The organism is Sphingobacterium sp. UBA6645, from assembly GCF_002455685.1.
Lineage (GTDB): Bacteria > Bacteroidota > Bacteroidia > Sphingobacteriales > Sphingobacteriaceae > Sphingobacterium > Sphingobacterium hotanense.
Genome location: NZ_DKLH01000070.1, coordinates 1 through 18,637, shown reverse-complemented (window position 1 = coordinate 18,637; position 18,637 = coordinate 1). Strand labels below are relative to the sequence as shown.

At 42.2% G+C, this 18,637-nt stretch carries 20 protein-coding genes; 8 read left to right on the top strand and 12 right to left on the bottom strand.

What is annotated here, in order from left to right; genetic code table 11:
• Positions 1 to 53: 53 nt before the first annotated feature.
• The 7 genes from B2400_RS12865 (at position 54) to B2400_RS12835 (ending at position 7,338) form a co-directional block, all read left to right on the top strand.
• Positions 54 to 1,487 carry an NAD(P)/FAD-dependent oxidoreductase gene (locus B2400_RS12865; RefSeq protein ID WP_349681685.1) on the top strand — a complete coding sequence of 478 codons (1,434 nt, stop codon included), beginning with the start codon at positions 54 to 56 and terminating at the stop codon, positions 1,485 to 1,487.
• Positions 1,487 to 2,398, top strand: coding sequence for a TIGR01777 family oxidoreductase (locus B2400_RS12860; protein ID WP_293933954.1), 912 nt, complete (start codon positions 1,487 to 1,489; stop codon positions 2,396 to 2,398). Before B2400_RS12865 ends, B2400_RS12860 begins: the two co-directional genes overlap by 1 nt.
• A gap of 15 nt (positions 2,399 to 2,413) precedes the next feature.
• Positions 2,414 to 3,667, top strand: coding sequence for a YeiH family protein (locus B2400_RS12855; protein ID WP_293933952.1), 1,254 nt, complete (start codon positions 2,414 to 2,416; stop codon positions 3,665 to 3,667).
• A gap of 178 nt (positions 3,668 to 3,845) precedes the next feature.
• Positions 3,846 to 4,280 (top strand): lipocalin family protein, encoded by a 435-nt coding sequence (locus B2400_RS12850; protein WP_149524736.1) that lies wholly within the window; start codon positions 3,846 to 3,848, stop codon positions 4,278 to 4,280.
• A gap of 16 nt (positions 4,281 to 4,296) precedes the next feature.
• The gene (locus B2400_RS12845) at positions 4,297 to 5,988 is read left to right on the top strand and encodes a hypothetical protein (RefSeq protein ID WP_293933947.1); all 1,692 of its coding nucleotides are present in this window, start codon (positions 4,297 to 4,299) and stop codon (positions 5,986 to 5,988) included.
• Positions 5,989 to 6,160: 172 nt separating this feature from the next.
• Entirely contained in the window at positions 6,161 to 6,697 is a 537-nt protein-coding gene (locus B2400_RS12840; protein WP_149524738.1) for an RNA polymerase sigma factor, read from the top strand.
• Positions 6,697 to 7,338, top strand: a complete 642-nt coding sequence (locus B2400_RS12835; RefSeq protein ID WP_149524739.1) for a hypothetical protein — start codon at positions 6,697 to 6,699, stop codon at positions 7,336 to 7,338. The genes B2400_RS12840 and B2400_RS12835 overlap by 1 nt, the downstream gene beginning before the upstream one ends.
• Positions 7,339 to 7,371: 33 nt before the next feature.
• Here the strand turns inward: B2400_RS12835 and B2400_RS12830 are convergent, their stop codons facing one another.
• The 11 genes from B2400_RS12830 to B2400_RS12780 all read right to left on the bottom strand — a co-directional run bounded on the left by B2400_RS12830 (position 7,372) and on the right by B2400_RS12780 (position 16,865).
• Positions 7,372 to 7,938 carry a nitroreductase family protein gene (locus B2400_RS12830; protein ID WP_293933942.1) on the bottom strand — a complete coding sequence of 189 codons (567 nt, stop codon included), beginning with the start codon at positions 7,936 to 7,938 and terminating at the stop codon, positions 7,372 to 7,374.
• Positions 7,939 to 8,016: 78 nt separating this feature from the next.
• Entirely contained in the window at positions 8,017 to 9,270 is a 1,254-nt protein-coding gene (gene pepT, locus B2400_RS12825) for a peptidase T (RefSeq protein WP_149524741.1), read from the bottom strand.
• A gap of 30 nt (positions 9,271 to 9,300) precedes the next feature.
• Entirely contained in the window at positions 9,301 to 10,077 is a 777-nt protein-coding gene (locus B2400_RS12820; RefSeq protein ID WP_149524742.1) for a DUF4197 domain-containing protein, read from the bottom strand.
• Between the two features lie 492 nt (positions 10,078 to 10,569).
• Complete coding sequence (locus B2400_RS12815; protein WP_293933937.1) at positions 10,570 to 11,421, bottom strand: endonuclease/exonuclease/phosphatase family protein; 852 nt, start codon at positions 11,419 to 11,421, stop codon at positions 10,570 to 10,572.
• Position 11,422: 1 nt separating this feature from the next.
• Positions 11,423 to 12,184: a glycerophosphodiester phosphodiesterase gene (locus B2400_RS12810; protein ID WP_149524744.1), complete on the bottom strand. Its 762-nt coding sequence runs from the start codon at positions 12,182 to 12,184 to the stop codon at positions 11,423 to 11,425.
• Positions 12,185 to 12,196: 12 nt separating this feature from the next.
• Positions 12,197 to 13,051 (bottom strand): phosphodiester glycosidase family protein, encoded by an 855-nt coding sequence (locus B2400_RS12805; protein WP_293933934.1) that lies wholly within the window; start codon positions 13,049 to 13,051, stop codon positions 12,197 to 12,199.
• 120 nt (positions 13,052 to 13,171) lie between these two features.
• Positions 13,172 to 13,483, bottom strand: a complete 312-nt coding sequence (locus B2400_RS12800; RefSeq protein WP_293933974.1) for a TlpA family protein disulfide reductase — start codon at positions 13,481 to 13,483, stop codon at positions 13,172 to 13,174.
• On the bottom strand, positions 13,462 to 14,034 hold the full coding sequence (locus tag B2400_RS12795; RefSeq protein ID WP_293933931.1) for a FecR domain-containing protein: 573 nt from the start codon (positions 14,032 to 14,034) through the stop codon (positions 13,462 to 13,464). Before B2400_RS12795 ends, B2400_RS12800 begins: the two co-directional genes overlap by 22 nt.
• A gap of 277 nt (positions 14,035 to 14,311) precedes the next feature.
• Complete coding sequence (locus B2400_RS12790; RefSeq protein ID WP_293933928.1) at positions 14,312 to 14,899, bottom strand: RNA polymerase sigma factor; 588 nt, start codon at positions 14,897 to 14,899, stop codon at positions 14,312 to 14,314.
• A gap of 156 nt (positions 14,900 to 15,055) precedes the next feature.
• Positions 15,056 to 15,724, bottom strand: a complete 669-nt coding sequence (locus tag B2400_RS12785; RefSeq protein WP_149524749.1) for an HD domain-containing protein — start codon at positions 15,722 to 15,724, stop codon at positions 15,056 to 15,058.
• The gene (locus tag B2400_RS12780) at positions 15,702 to 16,865 is read right to left on the bottom strand and encodes a THUMP domain-containing class I SAM-dependent RNA methyltransferase (RefSeq protein ID WP_293933925.1); all 1,164 of its coding nucleotides are present in this window, start codon (positions 16,863 to 16,865) and stop codon (positions 15,702 to 15,704) included. Before B2400_RS12780 ends, B2400_RS12785 begins: the two co-directional genes overlap by 23 nt.
• A gap of 65 nt (positions 16,866 to 16,930) precedes the next feature.
• Here B2400_RS12780 and B2400_RS12775 point away from each other — a divergent pair, with 65 nt between their 5' ends.
• Complete coding sequence (locus tag B2400_RS12775) at positions 16,931 to 17,305, top strand: DUF3127 domain-containing protein (protein ID WP_149524751.1); 375 nt, start codon at positions 16,931 to 16,933, stop codon at positions 17,303 to 17,305.
• A gap of 117 nt (positions 17,306 to 17,422) precedes the next feature.
• Here the strand turns inward: B2400_RS12775 and B2400_RS12770 are convergent, their stop codons facing one another.
• Positions 17,423 to 18,091 (bottom strand): OmpW/AlkL family protein, encoded by a 669-nt coding sequence (locus B2400_RS12770; RefSeq protein WP_149524752.1) that lies wholly within the window; start codon positions 18,089 to 18,091, stop codon positions 17,423 to 17,425.
• Positions 18,092 to 18,637 lie beyond the last annotated feature (546 nt).

The window sequence follows — 18,637 nt, the reverse complement described above, 5'->3', positions numbered from 1 at the left end:
AACTTAATCCAATTGATATTGTTTAAATTTATGATTTACCAATCAATATCAATTTGGACGCATATGATGCTATCGTTGTAGGTTCTGGGCCGAATGGCTTTGCTGCAGCTATCTTGTTGCAACAACAGGGACTTCAGACTTTACTGATTGAGGGTGCCGATACGGTTGGTGGCGGGATGCGGACGAAGGAAGTCACACTTCCGGGGTTCAAACATGATATCTGCTCTGCCATTCATCCCATGGCTTTAGCATCTCCATTTCTTTCCACATTGCCTTTAATTGAGCATGGACTCCAATTTGTCTTTGCGCCAAATGAAGTAGCACATCCATTAGACACAGAGCACGGTGTCATTTTACATCGCAATCTAGATCAAACGGCTTTAGCCTTAGGCAAGGATAGCATGACGTATAGCGCACTATTTGAGCCTTTTGTAAATCAATGGGAAGATCTTTCGCGTGCTGTTCTAGGGCCGTTAAGAATTCCACGAAATCCATTGTTGATGGCGAAGTTTGGGTTGAAGGCTTTGCCTTCCGCGGCAATGATAGCGAAGTCGTTCCAAACCACAGAAGCGAAGGCGTTGTGGGCAGGGCTCTGCGCCCATGGTATTCAACCTTTAGAGAACTTAACGACAGCTGCCATTGGAATGATGTTAGGTACAGTAGGACATCGCTTCGGATGGCCAATTGCGGTTGGTGGCTCTCAGGCTCTCGCTGATGCTCTAGCATCTTATTTTATGGCCATTGGGGGGAAGATTCAAACCGACTATTGGGTCGATGATATCAAACAGTTGCCAAATCACAAAGTCTTGCTATTAGACATGACCCCAAAGCAGGTCTTAAGTGTCAAAGGTTTAGCGTTAAGAACGGGCTATAGAAATCAGTTGAAAGCCTATAGGCAGGGCTTAGGTGTTTTTAAGATGGATTGGGCATTATCCGAACCTATCCCTTTTCGTAATCCTGAAGTAATGCAGTCTTCGACTGTCCATTTGGGTGGTACCTATGAAGAAATAGCTCTCGCGGAATATCAGACGGCACAGGGAAGAATTCCCGATGCACCTTATGTGTTATTATCTCAACAAAGCTTATTCGATTCGACACGTGCACCCGCAGGGAAACACACCGCATGGGCGTACTGCCATGTTCCACATGGATCAACTGTCGATTGTACCGAAATCATAGAAAACCAAATAGAACGATTCGCTCCGGGATTTAAGGATATCATAATGGCGAAGCATTCTTTCAATACCCAGCAGATGGAAAGCTACAACCCCAACTATGTGGGTGGAGATATTAATGGTGGGGTTATGGACTTAGCACAACTCTACACCCGGCCAAGCTTCTCCTTAACTCCCTATAGAACTTCAAATGAGAATGTATATATGGCATCCTCTTCAACACCTCCAGGTGGAGGTGTACATGGCATGTGTGGATTCCACGCAGCAAGAATAGCCCTAGAGGATCATTTTAAAATAAAAATAACCCTATAATGACAAAAATTGTGTTTGCCGGAGGAACTGGCAATTTAGGTAATCTGTTGATCCCATATTTTAGAGAACGTGAAGATGAGATTGTTGTACTTTCGAGAAGAAAGATGGTCAAGCATCATCCGAGGATAGATTTCGTCTTATGGGATGGTGAAACGCAAGGTGAATGGACGGAAGCCTTGCAAGGTGCTGATGTGATAATCAACCTGAGTGGTGCCTCTATCAACAAGCGCTTTACTGCCAAAAACAAGAAGCTTCTGTACAATTCTCGATTGCAACCTACTAAAGCATTAGCAACAGCCATACAATCACTGGACAATCCTGCAAAGCTGTGGATCAATTTCTCTGGCGTGGCGATATTTAATGGGGCGGAAGATCTGCAAGATGAGCATGGCAACGCTTATGGCGATGATTTTCTGGCAAAGCTATCGATAGATTGGGAAGCCGCCTGTACGCAAGCCCATACTCCCCAAACAGAAAAGGTAATTCTACGAATGAGCCCCGTACTATCAAAACAGTCGGGTATTATTCGCGAGCTAACGCCTTTGGCAAAGCTAGGACTAGCCGGTACCCTCGGTTCCGGAAAACAGATGATGCCCTGGATACATGAGGAAGACTTCTGCCGATTAGTCTGTTGGATTATTGATCAAGAACAACAGGAACCGATTTACCATGCTTGCAGCCCGCATCCTGAATCGAACAAGAACTTTATGAAGACTCTCCGTCAGGTTGTCGGTCGATCGATAGGATTGCCTTTGCCGACGCCACTTGCAAAGGTGGGTGCACTGTTGAAAGGAACAGACCCTACACTGCTTTTAGAAACAGTTCCTGTAACGACAAATGTTACGCTAAAAAATGGCTTTAAGTTTAATTTTCCCTATCTTCACGACGCTATAAAACAGTTGATCAAATAATCAATTTAAACTTTCATGTCTACTAAACCATTTGCAATATCGGAAGATTGGGTAGTTGTTATTTTAGGACTTGCCATTATTATCCTGGCACTTTCCGGTGTTATTATTCCCAAGCCTTCATTTAGCTGGGCCGATTCGGCAGCATTGACCAATAAGGTGCTAAGTTTTGATAATCTAAAAATTATAGGCGCCCAATTCGGGTTAGTCTACATCACAGCAATCGTCGGGGCAGTATTGCTTCGCAAAGATCTCAAAGCACTGCTCATCGTATTCCCTATCGTGATGATCTTGACGGTGATAGCATTGATCATCGCAGGAAATGAGACCGTTAAGAATTACAATCTAGAAGCTGTTATTTTTTCCTTGGCCATCGGTTTGATCATCAGTAACTGCTTTAAGTTGCCGCAGTGGTTCAAGGACGCACTTAGCACGGAGCTTTATGTGAAGATCGGTTTAGTACTTCTAGGTACTACGGTAATCTTTGGAGATATCCTAAAGGCAGGATCGTTAGGCCTTATCCAGGCGTTATTAGTCGTGGTGTCGGTATGGTACTTTGCCTACTGGGTATGTCGTAAATTGAAAATCGACAAAGAGATGTCGCTTATGTTGTCTAGTGCGGTATCTATCTGTGGCGTATCTGCCGCTATAGCGACCTCAGGAGCCATTAAAGGCGATACGAAGAAGCTTTCCTATGTCATTTCATTAGTTCTTATTACGGCTATCCCGATGATGATCTTCATGCCCTATCTTGCGGAATGGATGAACCTGCCGCAGGAAGTAACGGGAGCATGGTTGGGCGGTAGTATCGACACGACGGGTGCTGTTGTAGCATCAGGCTCATTAGTGGGCGAAGAAGCGCTGAAGATCAGTACCATTGTTAAGTTTTCTCAGAATGTATTGTTAGGAATAGCGGCATTTTTTATTAGCATTTACTGGACCTACTCTAAATCGGTAGACGATGAAACGAAGAAGGATAAACCTACATTGAAACTCATTTGGGACAGGTTTCCAAAGTTTGTAGTAGGCTTCGTATTCGTGTCTTTGATGTTCTCTTTCGTCGTATCGCCGGAGGCTAACAATATGGTCAAGGATAGTCTTAAAAGTATCCAAGGATTGTGGTTTGCACTCGCATTTACTTCGATTGGTCTGGAAACAAACTTCAAAGATCTTTTCAAACAGGATAACAAAAAGCCTTTGTATGCATTTATCGTAGCGCAGACTTTCAATATCGTCGTTACACTGATGATTGCGATGGCACTATTCGGTTAAACAATAGCCATTATAAAAGAGTTTTTCCAAAACAGATAGAAGGGAACGGCAATGCGCTGTTTCCTTTTTTTTGATGTATTCAGGCAAGCTTCACAAAAAAATACCGAATGTTCGGTATTGTCAGCATTTTACCGGATAAATAGCTTTGCTTCATCAATTAATCCTAAATATTAAGAATATGAAAGCAATGAAATTCCTCTACATCCTATTCGCGCTATGTATTTTCACCTCATGTGAAAAAGATGAAGACAAAACAGAAGACTCGCCAATTGTGGGGACTTGGCAAGTGGTGAATTATGAACGTAAGACTGGTGTAAATGGTACTTGGGCTCCAGTAAGCGATTTATCCTGTAGATTGCAAGAAAAGCAAACTTACAGTGCCGACGGACAGTTTAACCAAACCTCAGGAGCCTGTGCCGGCGCAAACACCGGAATATCCGGTACGTGGAAACTATCATCCGACAAATCTACCGTGACCTATACTTATACCAAATACTCTGGAGAGTTTCCTCGGACCGTTGAAAAGCTCAATGCTAGCGATCTAGTTATTTCCTGGGACTCGGGCAGTACGACCGGAGCTTATTTCCGCGTGACGTATCGTAAATCGAATTAACCTAAATTAAGAAGTCATGAAAGGAAATATTTACAGTCTTATTTTGTTGTTTATTCTTGTCGGCAATAGCTTATACGGACAGGAATATACGACTAAAACGTCAGGCTATTACAACGGCACAGGAAGCAATGGTATTCAGTATGTGCAATTCGGATTGAACGTCAGAATGTTTAAATACGGGGATATGTTGCTGATCGGCTGGAACCCGGTGGATGTTCAAATCGGTGATGAGTATGTGTATAAGGGGAAGAAATATTCGGCTAGTCAGTTCCCGGAAATCAAACAGATCAGAGTTAAGAGTATGACGGGCCAATTGACCGCTAGAGATAATGCCGGTAGGATAATCGACTCCAAAGGTGCTCAGATTAATGTGGGGGGCTATTTAGACAATTCGGGCGCATTAGGGGATAATAACAAGCCGTTTAAAGAAGGAGTGACGACGGAATGGTTCGAGAAGAATATTCTAAAGCGATCCGTTCAGAGCCCACAACTCGATGTCGTTATCAACTCGGTCTACATCGATAACTTTGATGCTGCAAATGCTGCTATCGAAAGATTCTTGAAAGGAGGATCTGACAAGAAGAGAGCCGCAGAAGTTGCATTGGAAGCTGGTCGTGCCCTCAGTGCGGAAGACGTGGCGCTAGCAAGTGCCAAGATTGGTTTAGTAGAACAGCTTGATCCCTCGTACAGCAGCCTTGCTAACTTAAAGAACCGTTTGGCATCCTTGATCGAAAACAAAAAACGCAAGGAAGCAGAGGATAAAAAGAAGGCAGAAGAGGAGGAGCCGAAAGAGGATGAAAATCCTGAAGACGAGAAGGAGGAAGGAGTGAAGAAAGAAGAAGAAAAGAAGAAAGAGGAAGAAAAGCCGATGAGCGTTAGTGAATACGACGCGCGATTGCGATATAATATTGTAACCAATTACAACCAAATTATTGGAGGTGCATATAACTTAGGTGGCTCTCAATTTGGCGCTAGTAAAGAGAAAATGGTGCAGGGCTTGATCTCTAGCAGCGCCGAATATCTGCAACGCAATCCGTATGATCAGGAAATAAGGAATATCAAGCAGTACTTAGAGAATAATGAAACTACGGCGGCGGTTGTTACCCAAGCGGTTAGTGTCGCTCAGGATTTTGTTGCTGATTTTGCATTCCAATTGGAATATAACTTTTCACCCAAAAAGGAAGGTGAGACCAGCGCGTTTAGGCAGTATTATGTGACCATGCCGATGAACAAGGATGCTATCAATAACCTTTTCCAATTCACCTCTGCCATCTCGTGGAACTTCCTGCCTAGCCGAAGTTATGAAATGGAATACGTGAAATCGGGCAACGAAGCAGGGGAGTTTAAGTACAAGGATGACGTCAAGGTAGCCACCGTCGGATTTCGCTTTGCGCTTTACCCTAGACTGTATAAAGGACTGCATGCGAATATCGAGACCGATATACATGGTGGAGTGATCATGAGCCGTTTCGACGAAGAGATCAATCCTAGTGGCTTTACCTATTATTTAGCGGGTAAACTTGGTTTGAGCTACCGTCTTGGAAAAGGTTTCCAACTGGGTATTGGATACGGTATGGGGTATTTGCCATTATATGCGACTTCTGATACGCAGGTCATCAACGATGTCGAATACCAAATAACCAAATTTAAAAATGGTAAAGATGCAACCCTGAAATACATCAGTCCGAGTATCAAGTTTTACTTTTAATACTAGCGATAATTTAGTTTAATAGATTAAGTGTAAAAAATGAGGGATTGTGATTAACACAGTCTCTCATTTTTATTAGTATAAGTGCCATTTCGGCCCAGATCAGGATATTTTGCAAATAATTTATGGAATTACGTATCTTGAATCATCTTATTGATGAAGGTAAACAAGTATGAACGAGAAAGAGCTGCTACATCATTACAGGCAAACAGGCAACTTGGATAGTCTAGGGAAATTATATTCTCCCTATATGTCTCTGCTCTATGGTGTTTGCTTTAAATACCTTCAGGATGCAGAGCAGAGTCAAGATGCGGTGATGCAGATATTCGACGAGTTGATTGTGAAATTACGCACGCACGAGGTCGATAATTTTAAGAGTTGGTTATATGTTTATGCGCGCAACTATTGTTTGATGCAATTGCGTAAAGATAAACAGATCACCAAGGTAGATATAGAAGATAACCTGTATGAAAGCGAGCAAAAGCTGAGCAGCAAGGATGAGAATCGTTGGGAGGAACAGGATTTTGATAAGTTGGAAACCTGTATAGCGGGTTTGGCCAGCGAGCAGGCGCAGTGTATTCGACTATTCTATTTAGAACAAAAGTGTTATAAAGATATCGTCGATCTGACGGGGTTTGAGCTCTCCAAAGTGAAGAGCTATATCCAAAACGGAAGGCGGAATCTGAAAATATGTATGGAGAAGAAGTAATGGAAAATAATTACCAGTTATCGAGAATTCATAATTACGTCATGGGGCTCATGAGTAAGGAGGAGATGTATGAGATGGAGCGTGAGGCATTGAATGATCCTTTTCTACAAGATGCCATCGACGGTTATAAAGCGCAAAATGGGGTTGATGTTCATCAGCTGAGTATTTTGCAACAGCGGTTGGCGCAGCGTTTGGAAACAAGAAGTGCCGAACGAGATAAGCGTTTCTACGGTTGGCAAAGGCTGACCATAGGTGCTGCAGGTGCCGTATTGTTTTTAGTAGCCTGCTCCTTGATATTCTTTAAGTTTATCATCCAACCGGCAAAGGAGAAAACCAATGAGGTGGTGCTGATGGAAGAACATCTGCGACTGACTACGAGCCAACTGTCGGATTCGGATGCTGTACCTGTAGGCGGATGGGAAATGTTTAATGAGGAATTGAATGCAGAATTAAGAGATATCGTTGGAGACGCTGAATTGCAATTGGAGTTTAATCTGATTGATGGTGAAGCGCAGGATATTAAATTTATTAAGAATACAAATAATACCATGGCTATATCGGTTGCCAGCTTCCTGCAGGAAAAGGTGAGGTGGATAGGAAAAGTAGGGAAGTTGGATATACGTATAGATTCAAAAAAATAGGTGCTCGCGAGAGCACCTATTTTTCATTAGGGATTATTCCTCCCATCTGATTTTATCTTCGATCGGTGTGCGAACAGGTTCGCGTTCTTCCGACTCATGGTGTCCTAAGTAGAAGAATCCGATACATTTCTGATTAGGCTCTAGATTTAAGAAAGGACCGATATCGTTAATCAGTCCTGGCGATGCCCAGTAACCGCCCAAACCAAGGGAATGAGCTGCTAACCACATGTTTTCCACCGATGCCGCTGTAGCGCATAGTTCTTCCCATTCAGGCACATCGCCTGTATAGTTCACCACGATTGCGATTGCCGCGTTGGATTGTGTCGCTTTCTTCGCCATATTTTGTTCCGTCAATTCGGTGTACTTCTCTGCCGGCGTTACGCTTTTGTAAATGCGTGCAAGTTCATCGCCTAGGCGCAATAGCCCTTCTTTACGGAATATGACGAAACGCCAAGGCTGCGTACGCTTATGCGTAGGAGCCGCGTTTGCCGCTTCTAGAATCGTTAATATATCTTCTCTGCTAACCTCTTCATTCGTGAATGAAGTTTGGAATACAGATCTTCTGGTTTGAATCGCTTTTAATACTTCGTTGTTTTGCATGTCCTTTCGTGTACTGTTTTAATTGCTAAAGATAGCCTTTTGCAACTTAATTATGTGTCTTTGCTCAGTCATTTCGGCTTATGCCACTTCTTCCCAAAGCGCAGCAATATGTAAAATCGTTAATACCGCTTTTTGCATATCCTGTACCGAAACCCATTCTTGTTTACCGTGGAATGCATGACCTCCAGCAAAGATATTCGGACATGGAAGTCCCATAAACGATAAGCGTGAGCCATCGGTACCTCCGCGGATACTGCGTTTTTCGGCTTTCATGCCGGCACGCTCAATACCCATCATCGCAATATCAACCACGCGCGGATGCTGATCCAAAACCTCTTTCATGTTGCGGTACTGCTCGTTCACCGTGAAAGTGAAGCTCGCACCAGCATATTTAGCGACTACCTCTTTGGCAATAGCCTCTAATTCTGCTTCGTGCTCTGCCAATTTCTTTGTATCATGGTCGCGGATAATGAAGTCGATCGTCGCCTCTTCTACCGAACCGGTCATGTGGACAGGGTGTACAAATCCTTCTTTTCCGGATGTTGTTTCCGGCGAAAGACGATCTTTCGGAAGACTGTCGATCAAATCTGCAGCGATTTTTAAAGCATTGACCATTTTGTTCTTAGCGTATCCCGGGTGAATGGAAATACCGTCAATCTTGATGCGAACGCCATCAGCAGAGAATGTTTCATCCTCTAGGGTGCCGGCGCGCTCCCCATCCATCGTGTAACCGTAATCTGCACCTAATTTCTTAAGATCAGCATGGTCAACTCCACGACCGATTTCTTCATCAGGAGTGAAAAGAATCTTGATATCACCGTGTTTAATCTCAGGGTTCTGCATCAGGATGCGCGCAGCATCCATAATTTCTGCCACACCAGCTTTATCATCAGCGCCAAGAAGGGTTTTTCCGCTAGCAGTAACCACATCGTTTCCGATCTGATCCTTCAAATCAGGATGATCCGACAGGCGAATTACGATTTTGTTATCATCGGGAAGCACAAGGTCTTGACCTTGATAATTGTGGTGGATGATCGGTTTAACATCCGTTCCTGACGAGTCAGGAGAGGTGTCAACATGCGAACAAAAGCAGATAACCGGTACTTTTTTATCGGTATTCGAAGGAATCGTTGCATATACATAACCGAGCTCATCAAGATGTGCATCTTCAATGCCGATTGCCAATAGTTCTTCAACAAGCAAACGACTAAGGTTTTTCTGTTTTTCAGTAGAAGGAACCGTTGTCGAGTTTACATCCGATTGCGTATCAATCTGTACATATCTGGTGAAATTTTCAGCGACCTGAAAATCTTTTATATCGTTAATTTCCATAAAGGCAAATCTACAAATTTCTACGCTATCTTACTTTTGTTGGTCAGCCCAACCGAATACTTTATTCAAGATGCTAGAGTTTCTCGATCCTCCCAAGTTTTGACGAATCTTAAGCTCCTGATCAGCAACTTTCACAAAAAGACCCGAGATCGCTCGTTGTGTAACATAAGCCGTCAAATCGGTTTCGATTTTATTGCCTAATGGTAATTTGTTGTATGCGCTCGTTAACTGATTCCAGTAGGTGGAAACATTGTTTTTGCCCATTGCAGATTGTATGATAGGGCTGAAACGCGTCGTTAACTCCGCCGTAGTGCTTCTCTTGAAAAATTGCGTAGCAGCATCTTGCTGTCCGCTCAAAAGGATGTTGAATGCATCATTAACCGTCATTCTCGAAAGAGAACCCACAAATACAGATGATGCTTCCTTAACGGCTGTTTCCGCTGCGCGGTTCATGCTCGTGATGAATTGATCGCAAAGATTTCCCATCCCTACCGCGCGAAGTGCAGATTCTACTTTTCTCGCTTCCTCCGGCATCAATATTTTCACCGCCGCATCGCCTAAGAAACCATCTTTTAATGACAACACGCGGATACTCTCGTTTAGTCCGTTGCTAAGGGCTTGCTTAACACCTAGATTAGCTTCCGATTGCGTAATGCCGCCAGTAGTTCCTGCATTAGTTGTCGTGGAACCTGTACTGGTTGTACCCGTTCCTTGTGGAGGAAGAGTGAAACCACCAGTATTTAAACTTTCGCAGCTTGATAGAAACAGTACCGCTGCACCCAACGATATTTTGAGATAGTTATTCATAGTTAAAATTTTTGTAAAAATAGGCGATTGATATTAGATGTGAGACAATAGATGTAAGACATTAGACCTAAGGCGGACTAGGATAGTTTTTTTTGCTGTCTGAAACAGGAAAGGAAGGACACAAGGATTGACAGGATCGGGTCTAACATCTATTGTCTGATATCTATTGTCTAGTCCTGATATATATTAGATTTTATCCAAAATCTAATCATACCCAATTCAAACCCAAATCATACCCAATTTGAATGGGTTCTGATTGGGGTTTGAATTGGGTTTAAAAGGGCTTTAAGTAATCGCTGTCTGGATAAATAATAATTGGATTAGTTATTTAGTTCAGTTGAAATTCTAGTTGTTGTTGCAGGAGGGTTGTAGAGATTTTTTAGGATGGTTTTAGCGAGGTAGGGCGGAAGGGCAGAAAAATGCAATAAAAAAGGAGCTGCCCGGTTTGGGGAGCTCCTTTTCTATCTATGTTTTTGTGAATTCTAGGGTTGTTTACTTCCAGCTTAGGGTTGCAGCAACCGGAAAGTGATCAGATGGGTAGCGACCTAGATAAGTATCAGTCAATACGCCATACTTTAATACTTTGAAAGGTTTGCTAATAAAAATATGGTCTATACGTCCTTTTTCCTTGATATCTTTGCCCCAAGCGTTAAAAGTCGAATTGGGTTCGTAGATAATCGGGGATAGGTCGTAGACATCTTGTACGACATTGCTTTTTGCTAGGGTGAAGTAGGCAGGGTTGTTTTCATCCACGTTGAAGTCGCCCGTAATGATCAAAGGGAGGTCTTTCGCTAGCTCTTTTGCTTTCGCCATCATCAGCTTTGCGCTTTCTACGCGCGCTTCTTTACCGATATGGTCAAAGTGGGTATTCATTAGGATGAATTTCTTGCCATTGTTTTTGTATTGGAAAACTCCCCAAGTACAAATACGGGGTAGGGCAGCATCCCAACCTTTGTTAGGTTTTTCCGTGTCGGTGGCCGATAGCCAGAATGTACCATTTTTCATCAACTTGAAGCGGTTCGTATTATATAGGATAGCGGAATGTTCTCCTTTGTTAGAGCCATCATCGCGTCCTACGCCGACATACTGAAAGTTCGGAAGTGCTGTAAGCATATCATCTAACTGTTCTTTGAAAGCCTCTTGAACGCCGAAAATGTCGAATTCGTGGTATTTGATAAGGTTGTTTACCGCATGTTTTCTTACATCCCAAAGGTTGCCGGTATCCGCTTTAGTTTTCATGCGGATGTTGAATGTAGCTACGTTGAATGTAGCGACATTGAACTTTTGAGCATAAGAGAAACTGACAAGTAATAATAGGGTTAGGTTGATTAGGATTTTCTTCATGTTAATTGCTCATTATTTTTGATAGTAGTTCTGGTTCATCAGTGGTAATATAATCGACTTTTTCGTTCAAAAAGTATTTCATATCGGCTTCGTTGTTGACCGTCCAAACGTTTACCTTTAATCTTAAATCCTTGCTCTCTTTTATCCAAGTTGGATTCTTTTTAAGCGCATTGAGGTTGTAATCTATACCGCTCAGTTTGGCTTCTTTGACTTGTGCCGGGGTTTTATCACCATTCAAATAATGCACTTTTGAATTTTTATCAAGCTCGCGGAATTTTAAACAAGCGTCCCAATCGAATGCAATATACTCCACTCTTTTCTTAGCTTTCATCTTTTTTACAAGGGCTAAGGAAAGTTCTACGGCTTTTAAGGTTCTTTCTTTGCTGATTCTGCTTGTTTTCAATTCGTAAATCAACTTGGTTTTCTTTTGTTTTAAACCTGCTGCTAGATACTCTTCTACTGTAGGAATCGACTCGCCATTAGGATGCTTCTTCGCAAGTAATTCTTGATAGGTTAATTGTTCGATTTCCAATCCGTAAAAATCATGATCATGGCATACGACCAATACATCATCCTTTGTCAAATGCACATCAAATTCTGATCCCCATAGTTTCTGCTCGATCGCTCCATTTAAGGATGCAATGGAATTCTGCGGAACCTGTGTGTTTTTCCAAACGCCACGATGCGCGATGATTGAAGTTTGCGCGAATAATCCGACATGGAAAATTATAGTCATAGCAACTAGTAAGAAGGTTTTTTTCATTTTATAATGGTGTTAGTTTTTAAGATAGATAATATTCGCCACATTTCTTTGTCCTTCGTGGTCAAATTTCTTGTTGTCTGATGGGTAATTGACGATGTCGTTGGGACTTCCGCCGTTAACGAAAAGGGTAGAGCTCCCACCGCCGTCAAGGTTCATTGCGTCTTGTGCGCCAATCCATTTCATCAGCGAGGCTAGCTCATGGAGGTTCATGCCTTGAGCCTGCGCATTTCTGCCATCGACAACCAAAAGGATCAGTTTGTTCTTTTTGGCAATGCCAATAGCTGTCCGAGGGTGTCGGTTATCGTTGAAGGGGTTATTGCTGAGGTTGTAGCGGTTTGTGTTTTGGAGGAGTAGGGGGCCGGATAGCATGACGTCTCGAGCTGGGGATTCTTCCACATTGTCTGTCGAAGCAGCTTGAATGGTCACTCGCTTTTTGTCGATGCTTAAGACCGCATTTGCACGGTCGGATTTCTTGGCAGTCGGGTTGACGACCTGTCCATCGACCTTGATATAATCGACGGCTCCGCCGTCTTTCATATTGAAAAAGCCACCATTGATAGCCACCAAGGCATTATTTTCTAAAGCGAATTGTGAGGTTGGTTTAAGTGTTTTGGCATCTGCAGCGAGATGGAGATGTTTTCCTTGCTTCTTTAAATCAATTTCTACCCAGTTGACTTCTTGCACACTGTTGAAAAGATTGTCGAAATGTCCTTGCTTCCATGTGACTCCTTTAGCAACTTTCTTCACGGTCCAGTGCTTATTTACGACTGTTAATGAATCGGAAGACTGCGCCCGGCTGTGGAGGATAGAACAGGATAAAAATAGGAGGAATAGGTAGTTTAGCTTGAAAAGGTAACTTCGATGCATGGTTTAAATCATTTTATCGAAGTTACCCAAATTATGTTAAGTTATTATTAAAAATGCTTTGGGGCGTTTTAATTTTAATAAAATTGTTGCAATTGGCTTAGTATTCTTGAATAATTGCTTTTATTCTACTTCTTTTTCTTTGAAAAGCGTGGCCAGAAATTCTTCTAATTCTGCGCCTCTCAGGTTTTTAGCAATGATCTTGCCCTCTTGGTCCAGAAGAAAAGTGGCAGGGATGGAAGTGATAGCAAACAATCCGCTAGCAATCGATTTTTCTTTTTGCTGATCTAACAATTGTGTCCAAGGCAGCTGATGTTGCTTTAACGCTGTTTGCCATGCAGCAGGGTTTTGGTCGATAGAGATACCAATAATCTTAAAGGGATACGTTGTGGTGTATTCGTTATGAACTGTTTTTAAAGTTTTGAATTCCTGAATACAAAATAGGCTTCGCCCTCAAGGAAGACTTCCCGTTCTTGTCCAACAAAGTTCGCATCATACTTTAGCTTGGAGTTAGCATTTAACCAAACCTTGCTACCATCCGATAGCACAATGGCGGCTATCTTTCGAGATGGAACGGCAATCTGTTGTATATAAGGAAGTTTATCTTGTCGTTCTTTTATTCTATACTGTGCAATTCCGCTACTATCTTTTTCTGCCGCATAAAGGTCTGCATGCTGTTGAGCATCGGAAAGCTCCACCTGCGACCCGTCCGGCAAAGTCATCGAAATACTACCTTCAGTAAATACCACGCTATCCTGTTGCGCAATCAGCGATTCTTCCAAATGATCGGAATCCTGCGTTGCTCGAAACTGTAGAAAGCCGAAATAGCCGATAATGGCGACAACAGCAGCGACGGCCACCCAGCGAAAGTAAAGTGCTCGCGGATTCTTGGTCTTTTCCGGCGGAAAAACATGAGCCTCGATACGCTCGTATTCTCTTGCTGATATCTTGTGATAAGCAGGCAGCACTTCCTCGTCCAAATCCACTTCTTGGAAGTGCTCTTCGGTACATTCATTCCATGCATCACTGAACTCCTTCTCGGAAAACTGTTCGATGAGCCTGCTGCTTCATCCGTGTGGCACTTGCCAGCAAGAAATCGCTTAAATAGTTCTCGTTTGTCGTAAGTATTCATAAATGGATTAATCGGTTATGGACTTTGATGAAGCCTACTATTACTAGTAATACGGAAAGAGGGGTGAAAGTCTATGCTCGAAGGGAGAAGAAAAATAAAAAAAATATAAAATGCTGCTTAATGTACTCCTATTAGATACAGAAGGACAACAATGAAAGAAGTAAGCTATACATTTTAGGACCCAATTCTTGCTTCAGGAATCGCATCGCCTTCGCCATATGGTCCTTAACCGTTCCGATACTCACGTCGTGTAGCTTGGCCGCTTCCTCATAAGACTTGCCTTGAAATTTGCAGAGCATAAATATCGCTTTTCTTTTCTCCGGTAACCGGTCGATCGCAGAGTACAGTTGTTCCATCAGGGACCTTGTCGAATCGTCTGCTTCCTCGAGTTCGTAGAAAAGTGTGGCCTGCATCAACAATGCCTGCTTGATCGCTTCATTGGTCGATGCTTCCCTGTAATAATCGACGACTAGATTTCGCGCTATGCGATGTAGCAAGGGCCATATACCGCTCTCGCTACGAATATTCTTGCGGTAAAACCAAATTCGAACAAAAGCAGTCTGATGTATTTCTAGAATAACATCTTGATCGGGCAACAAGCTCTCTAAACGCTGTAGCAGGATAGGAGAGTACATTTCATACAGTTTCGTAAAAGCTCTTTGATCGCCTGCTGTTAGCTTCAAAATCAATGGGTGGTCTACTAGATTGCTGTCTTTCAATATTATACCTTATTTTATTTAATTGTTACAAAAATATAATATTTGGATAATTATAATAGGGTTTACTAAAATCTTAACGAAAAGAAAACGGTTAGTCAATTTTGACTAACCGTTTTCTTTTACTTAAAAGTATCTTTTAATGAAGGAACGCGTTGTTTATTGATCGCCTTTCCATTCGCCATAAAATTGTTCCAAAAATCCTTCCATGTAATCATGGCGTTTCTCAGCAATCGCTTTTGCGGTCGGTGTATTCATCTTATCTTTCAACAGCAACAATTTCTCGTAGAAGTGATTGATGGTCGGTGCTGTCGTTTTCTTATACGACTCCTTGTCTTGATTTAATTGTGCGGGAATATTCGGATTATAGATTTCTCGGTTCTTAAATCCACCATAGGTAAATGCTCGTGCAATCCCGATCGCTCCAATAGCATCCAATCGGTCTGCATCCTGCACAACCTCTAATTCCTTGGAATGAAATGTCACTTCACCCAGAGACGCTTTGAACGACATATTCAGGATAATGTGCTGCACATGTTCAATGATTTCCTGCTCGACCCCAATGGAATGAAGGAATTCTCCAGCCACCCGCGGACCAATAGTTTCATCGCCATCATGGAATTTGCTATCCGCAATATCATGCAACAAAGCCGTCAACTCGCAGACTAAGGGATCTGCTTTTTCGTGTTGCAGAATATGCTTGGTATTGTTCCATACACGTTGAATATGCCACCAATCGTGACCCGATTCGGCATCTTTCAATGTATCCTGAACAAAAGAGACTGTCAGGTCGAGAATTTCGTCCTTACTTTTCTTTTGTTCCTTCATAGAGCTCGTATTGTAACAAACGACAGTCTAATTTACCATTGAAGAATTCGAATCTTCTAGACGCACGTAAGCCGATTTTCTTCGCTAAATCCGGGTTCCCCGTAAACACATAACCGCGGTATCCTTTGCAATCCTGCTTCAAAAAGTCGCCCATGCGCTTGTAGGTAAGCTCCAATTTGCTATGCACGCCCAATCGTTCGCCATATTCCGGGTTGAACATGATAACGCCATCACCCACCGGAATTGTAGTTTCAGCAAAATCACAAACTTCAAATTCAATCAAATGCTCTACACCAGCGGTCCGGGCATTTGATTTTGATATTTCAATCGCATCGGCCGAAATATCAGAAGCAATGATATGGGGTAAGTTCTGTTTATCGGTTATTTCTTTGAGGATACGACGTTCCTCAAAGAAAACCTCCTCGTTGTAGCCTATAAAATGCATGAATGAGTAATTCATACGCTGCAATCCGGGTTTACGATTCTGCGCAATCAAGGCTGCTTCAATCGCCAATGTTCCTGAACCACACATCGGGTTTACAAATGGTGATTTCCCATCCCATTGCGTGGCAAGGATGGTAGCCGTTGCTAAAGCTTCCAGCATCGGTGCCTTCCCTGGATGCTTACGGTAGCCATGCTTCGCTAAGGTTTCACCGGAAGTATCTAAAAAGATTTCCGCGCGGTCTTCCATCCAGTGCAGATGGATAACAGCCTTTGATAGGTCTGGCCCCGTATTCGGACGCAATCCTTTTTTATCTTTTATGCGATCCACAATCGCATCTTTTACCTTGACATTGGCAAATAATGGCGTGGTGATCGTTTCATTATGTACATTGGATGTTACGGAAAAGTAGCCATCAAACGGGATGATATCTTCCCAGCTGATCCCCAATAATTGCTTATATAGTTCGTTGGCATCACTCGCCTTGAACGATTTAATTTCATACAATACCTGGCTGGCTGTGCGCAGGTTTAAATTTAACTTGATACACTCATTTACAGAGGCTTTCACCTCGACGCCGGTGTTGAATGCACGCTTAATTTCGAATCCTAAATCTTTCACTTCTTGCTCCAGACAAGGAGATAAGCGACGGTTGCAGGTAATGATAACCTTGCTTTGGGTGTTGAAAACTTCTGCCATATTTCTGCAAAGTTACTTATTCTCTTAGCAAAAATTGTTTAATTTTACGGTTTAATAGTTTAGTTATGGAAATAAGAGGAAAAGTACATGAAGTAGGCGCGACACAACAAGTTACAGAATCTTTCAAAAAGAGAGATATGATTGTTGCATACGCTGAAAACCCACAATTTGTAGAATACATCCGCTTTGAGGCAACTCAAGATCGCGTTAATATATTTGATAACCTTGCAGTAGGTGAAGATGTAGAAGTATCTTTCAACCTTCGTGGTCGTCCTTGGACGAACAAAGAAGGGGTTACAACTTACTTCAACTCTTTAGTAGCTTGGCGTGTTACCAAATTGGCAAACACTGCAGCATCTGCACCGGCACCGGGTTATGCTGATATGCCTCCGGTAGATATTTCTTCGAGCGGCGCTGATGATGACGACTTACCTTTCTAATTAGAAAGAAAAGATAATAGCAAAGGGGACTCCGAACGGGGTCCCCTTTTTTGGGTAAAAAAACTCCGGTTTCAGCAGAGAGCAAGCTTAGACCGGAGCGCTTTTGATAATATGCTACTAGAATTTATATCCAATACCAACTCCCACTAAGAATGGATTGATGTCTACTGTTGCCGGAATGGCTAAACCAGCAGCTAAGTTTGAAGCATCTACGTCAACATCTGTTTTCAAGAAGATGTATTTAGCATCCACGTTAAGGAAGAATTTATCTGTAATGTTAATGTCAGTACCGATTTGTGTAGCAAATCCAAATTTGTTTTTGTAGTCTACACCTTTTACTGTGGCACCTTCATCTACATTATAGAATATTGTATAGTTCACACCCACACCAACGTACGGTTTAACCAATTTTCCAGGATAGAAATGGTATTGCGCTGTCAATGTTGGAGGAAGTAACCAAACAGAACCTAAATCAACCTCTGCTGATGACGCACCACCAATTGCAGTTAAGTTTGATCCTGTTGTATTAACATTGTGTTTTGTTGTTCCTAAGATCAATTCTGCCGCAATGTTCTTTGTAAAGAAATACGTAAAATCTAGCTCTGGAATAAATTTAGTGTTGATGTCAACATCACCACCGATTGTTGCGATTTCAGCAGATGGCGTAGGAATAACGGCAACCCCACGTAAGCGTACCTGCCACTTGTTAAAATCTGTTGTTTGGGCTTGTGTAAAGCTCATGCCTACTGCAAATAGGCCGGCAATAGTTAATAATAGTTTTTTCATTGCAATAACGATTTGTTATACCACAAATATATTGTCAGATAAACCCAAAATAAATGATGAATATCAGGATAGTAAGTAAATAATGTAATAGTTAAACAATTTTGAACTAATTAACTTTATACTATTTGTTTTTGGAAGTATTTAGAAGTTAGTAGTTAGTATTTAGTAGTTAGTATTTAGACCTATGGCGGCCTGCCTTTTTTTAGACGTTTGGGTTTGGAAAAGGGAATTTTGTTTTGAACCAGGAAAGGAAGGACGCAAGGATTGACAGGATCGGGCACAGTTTATTTGAAAGGGTATTGTCTTGAACCAGGAAAGGAAGGATTTTAGGATTAGCAGGATCCTGTAATTCTTTTCATCCTTCCTTTCCTGGTTCAAAGACAACACGCCAGAATCGCCAATCCTTAAACCCCACCTTTCTTCCGTTCAAAACAAATTTCCCTTTCTACTTCGAAAGCCAATACTCTAATGTCTTATATCTAATGTCTAAAATCTAAATACTAACTACTAGACAAAGCCATTTCTCTTCCCTTTCAAACCCAATAC

Bases quoted from the DNA above. Each gene is read 5' to 3' on its own strand.
- B2400_RS12860 (WP_293933954.1), top strand. From the start codon at position 1,487: ATGACAAAAATTGTGTTTGCCGGAGGAACTGGCAATTTAGGTAATCTG.
- B2400_RS12855 (WP_293933952.1), top strand. From the start codon at position 2,414: ATGTCTACTAAACCATTTGCAATATCGGAAGATTGGGTAGTTGTTATT.
- B2400_RS12850 (WP_149524736.1), top strand. From the start codon at position 3,846: ATGAAAGCAATGAAATTCCTCTACATCCTATTCGCGCTATGTATTTTC.
- B2400_RS12845 (WP_293933947.1), top strand. From the start codon at position 4,297: ATGAAAGGAAATATTTACAGTCTTATTTTGTTGTTTATTCTTGTCGGC.
- B2400_RS12840 (WP_149524738.1), top strand. From the start codon at position 6,161: ATGAACGAGAAAGAGCTGCTACATCATTACAGGCAAACAGGCAACTTG.
- B2400_RS12835 (WP_149524739.1), top strand. From the start codon at position 6,697: ATGGAAAATAATTACCAGTTATCGAGAATTCATAATTACGTCATGGGG.
- B2400_RS12830 (WP_293933942.1), bottom strand. From the start codon at position 7,938: ATGCAAAACAACGAAGTATTAAAAGCGATTCAAACCAGAAGATCTGTA.
- pepT (WP_149524741.1), bottom strand. From the start codon at position 9,270: ATGGAAATTAACGATATAAAAGATTTTCAGGTCGCTGAAAATTTCACC.
- B2400_RS12820 (WP_149524742.1), bottom strand. From the start codon at position 10,077: ATGAATAACTATCTCAAAATATCGTTGGGTGCAGCGGTACTGTTTCTA.
- B2400_RS12815 (WP_293933937.1), bottom strand. From the start codon at position 11,421: ATGAAGAAAATCCTAATCAACCTAACCCTATTATTACTTGTCAGTTTC.
- B2400_RS12810 (WP_149524744.1), bottom strand. From the start codon at position 12,184: ATGAAAAAAACCTTCTTACTAGTTGCTATGACTATAATTTTCCATGTC.
- B2400_RS12805 (WP_293933934.1), bottom strand. From the start codon at position 13,051: ATGCATCGAAGTTACCTTTTCAAGCTAAACTACCTATTCCTCCTATTT.
- B2400_RS12785 (WP_149524749.1), bottom strand. From the start codon at position 15,724: ATGAAGGAACAAAAGAAAAGTAAGGACGAAATTCTCGACCTGACAGTC.
- B2400_RS12780 (WP_293933925.1), bottom strand. From the start codon at position 16,865: ATGGCAGAAGTTTTCAACACCCAAAGCAAGGTTATCATTACCTGCAAC.
- B2400_RS12775 (WP_149524751.1), top strand. From the start codon at position 16,931: ATGGAAATAAGAGGAAAAGTACATGAAGTAGGCGCGACACAACAAGTT.
- B2400_RS12770 (WP_149524752.1), bottom strand. From the start codon at position 18,091: ATGAAAAAACTATTATTAACTATTGCCGGCCTATTTGCAGTAGGCATG.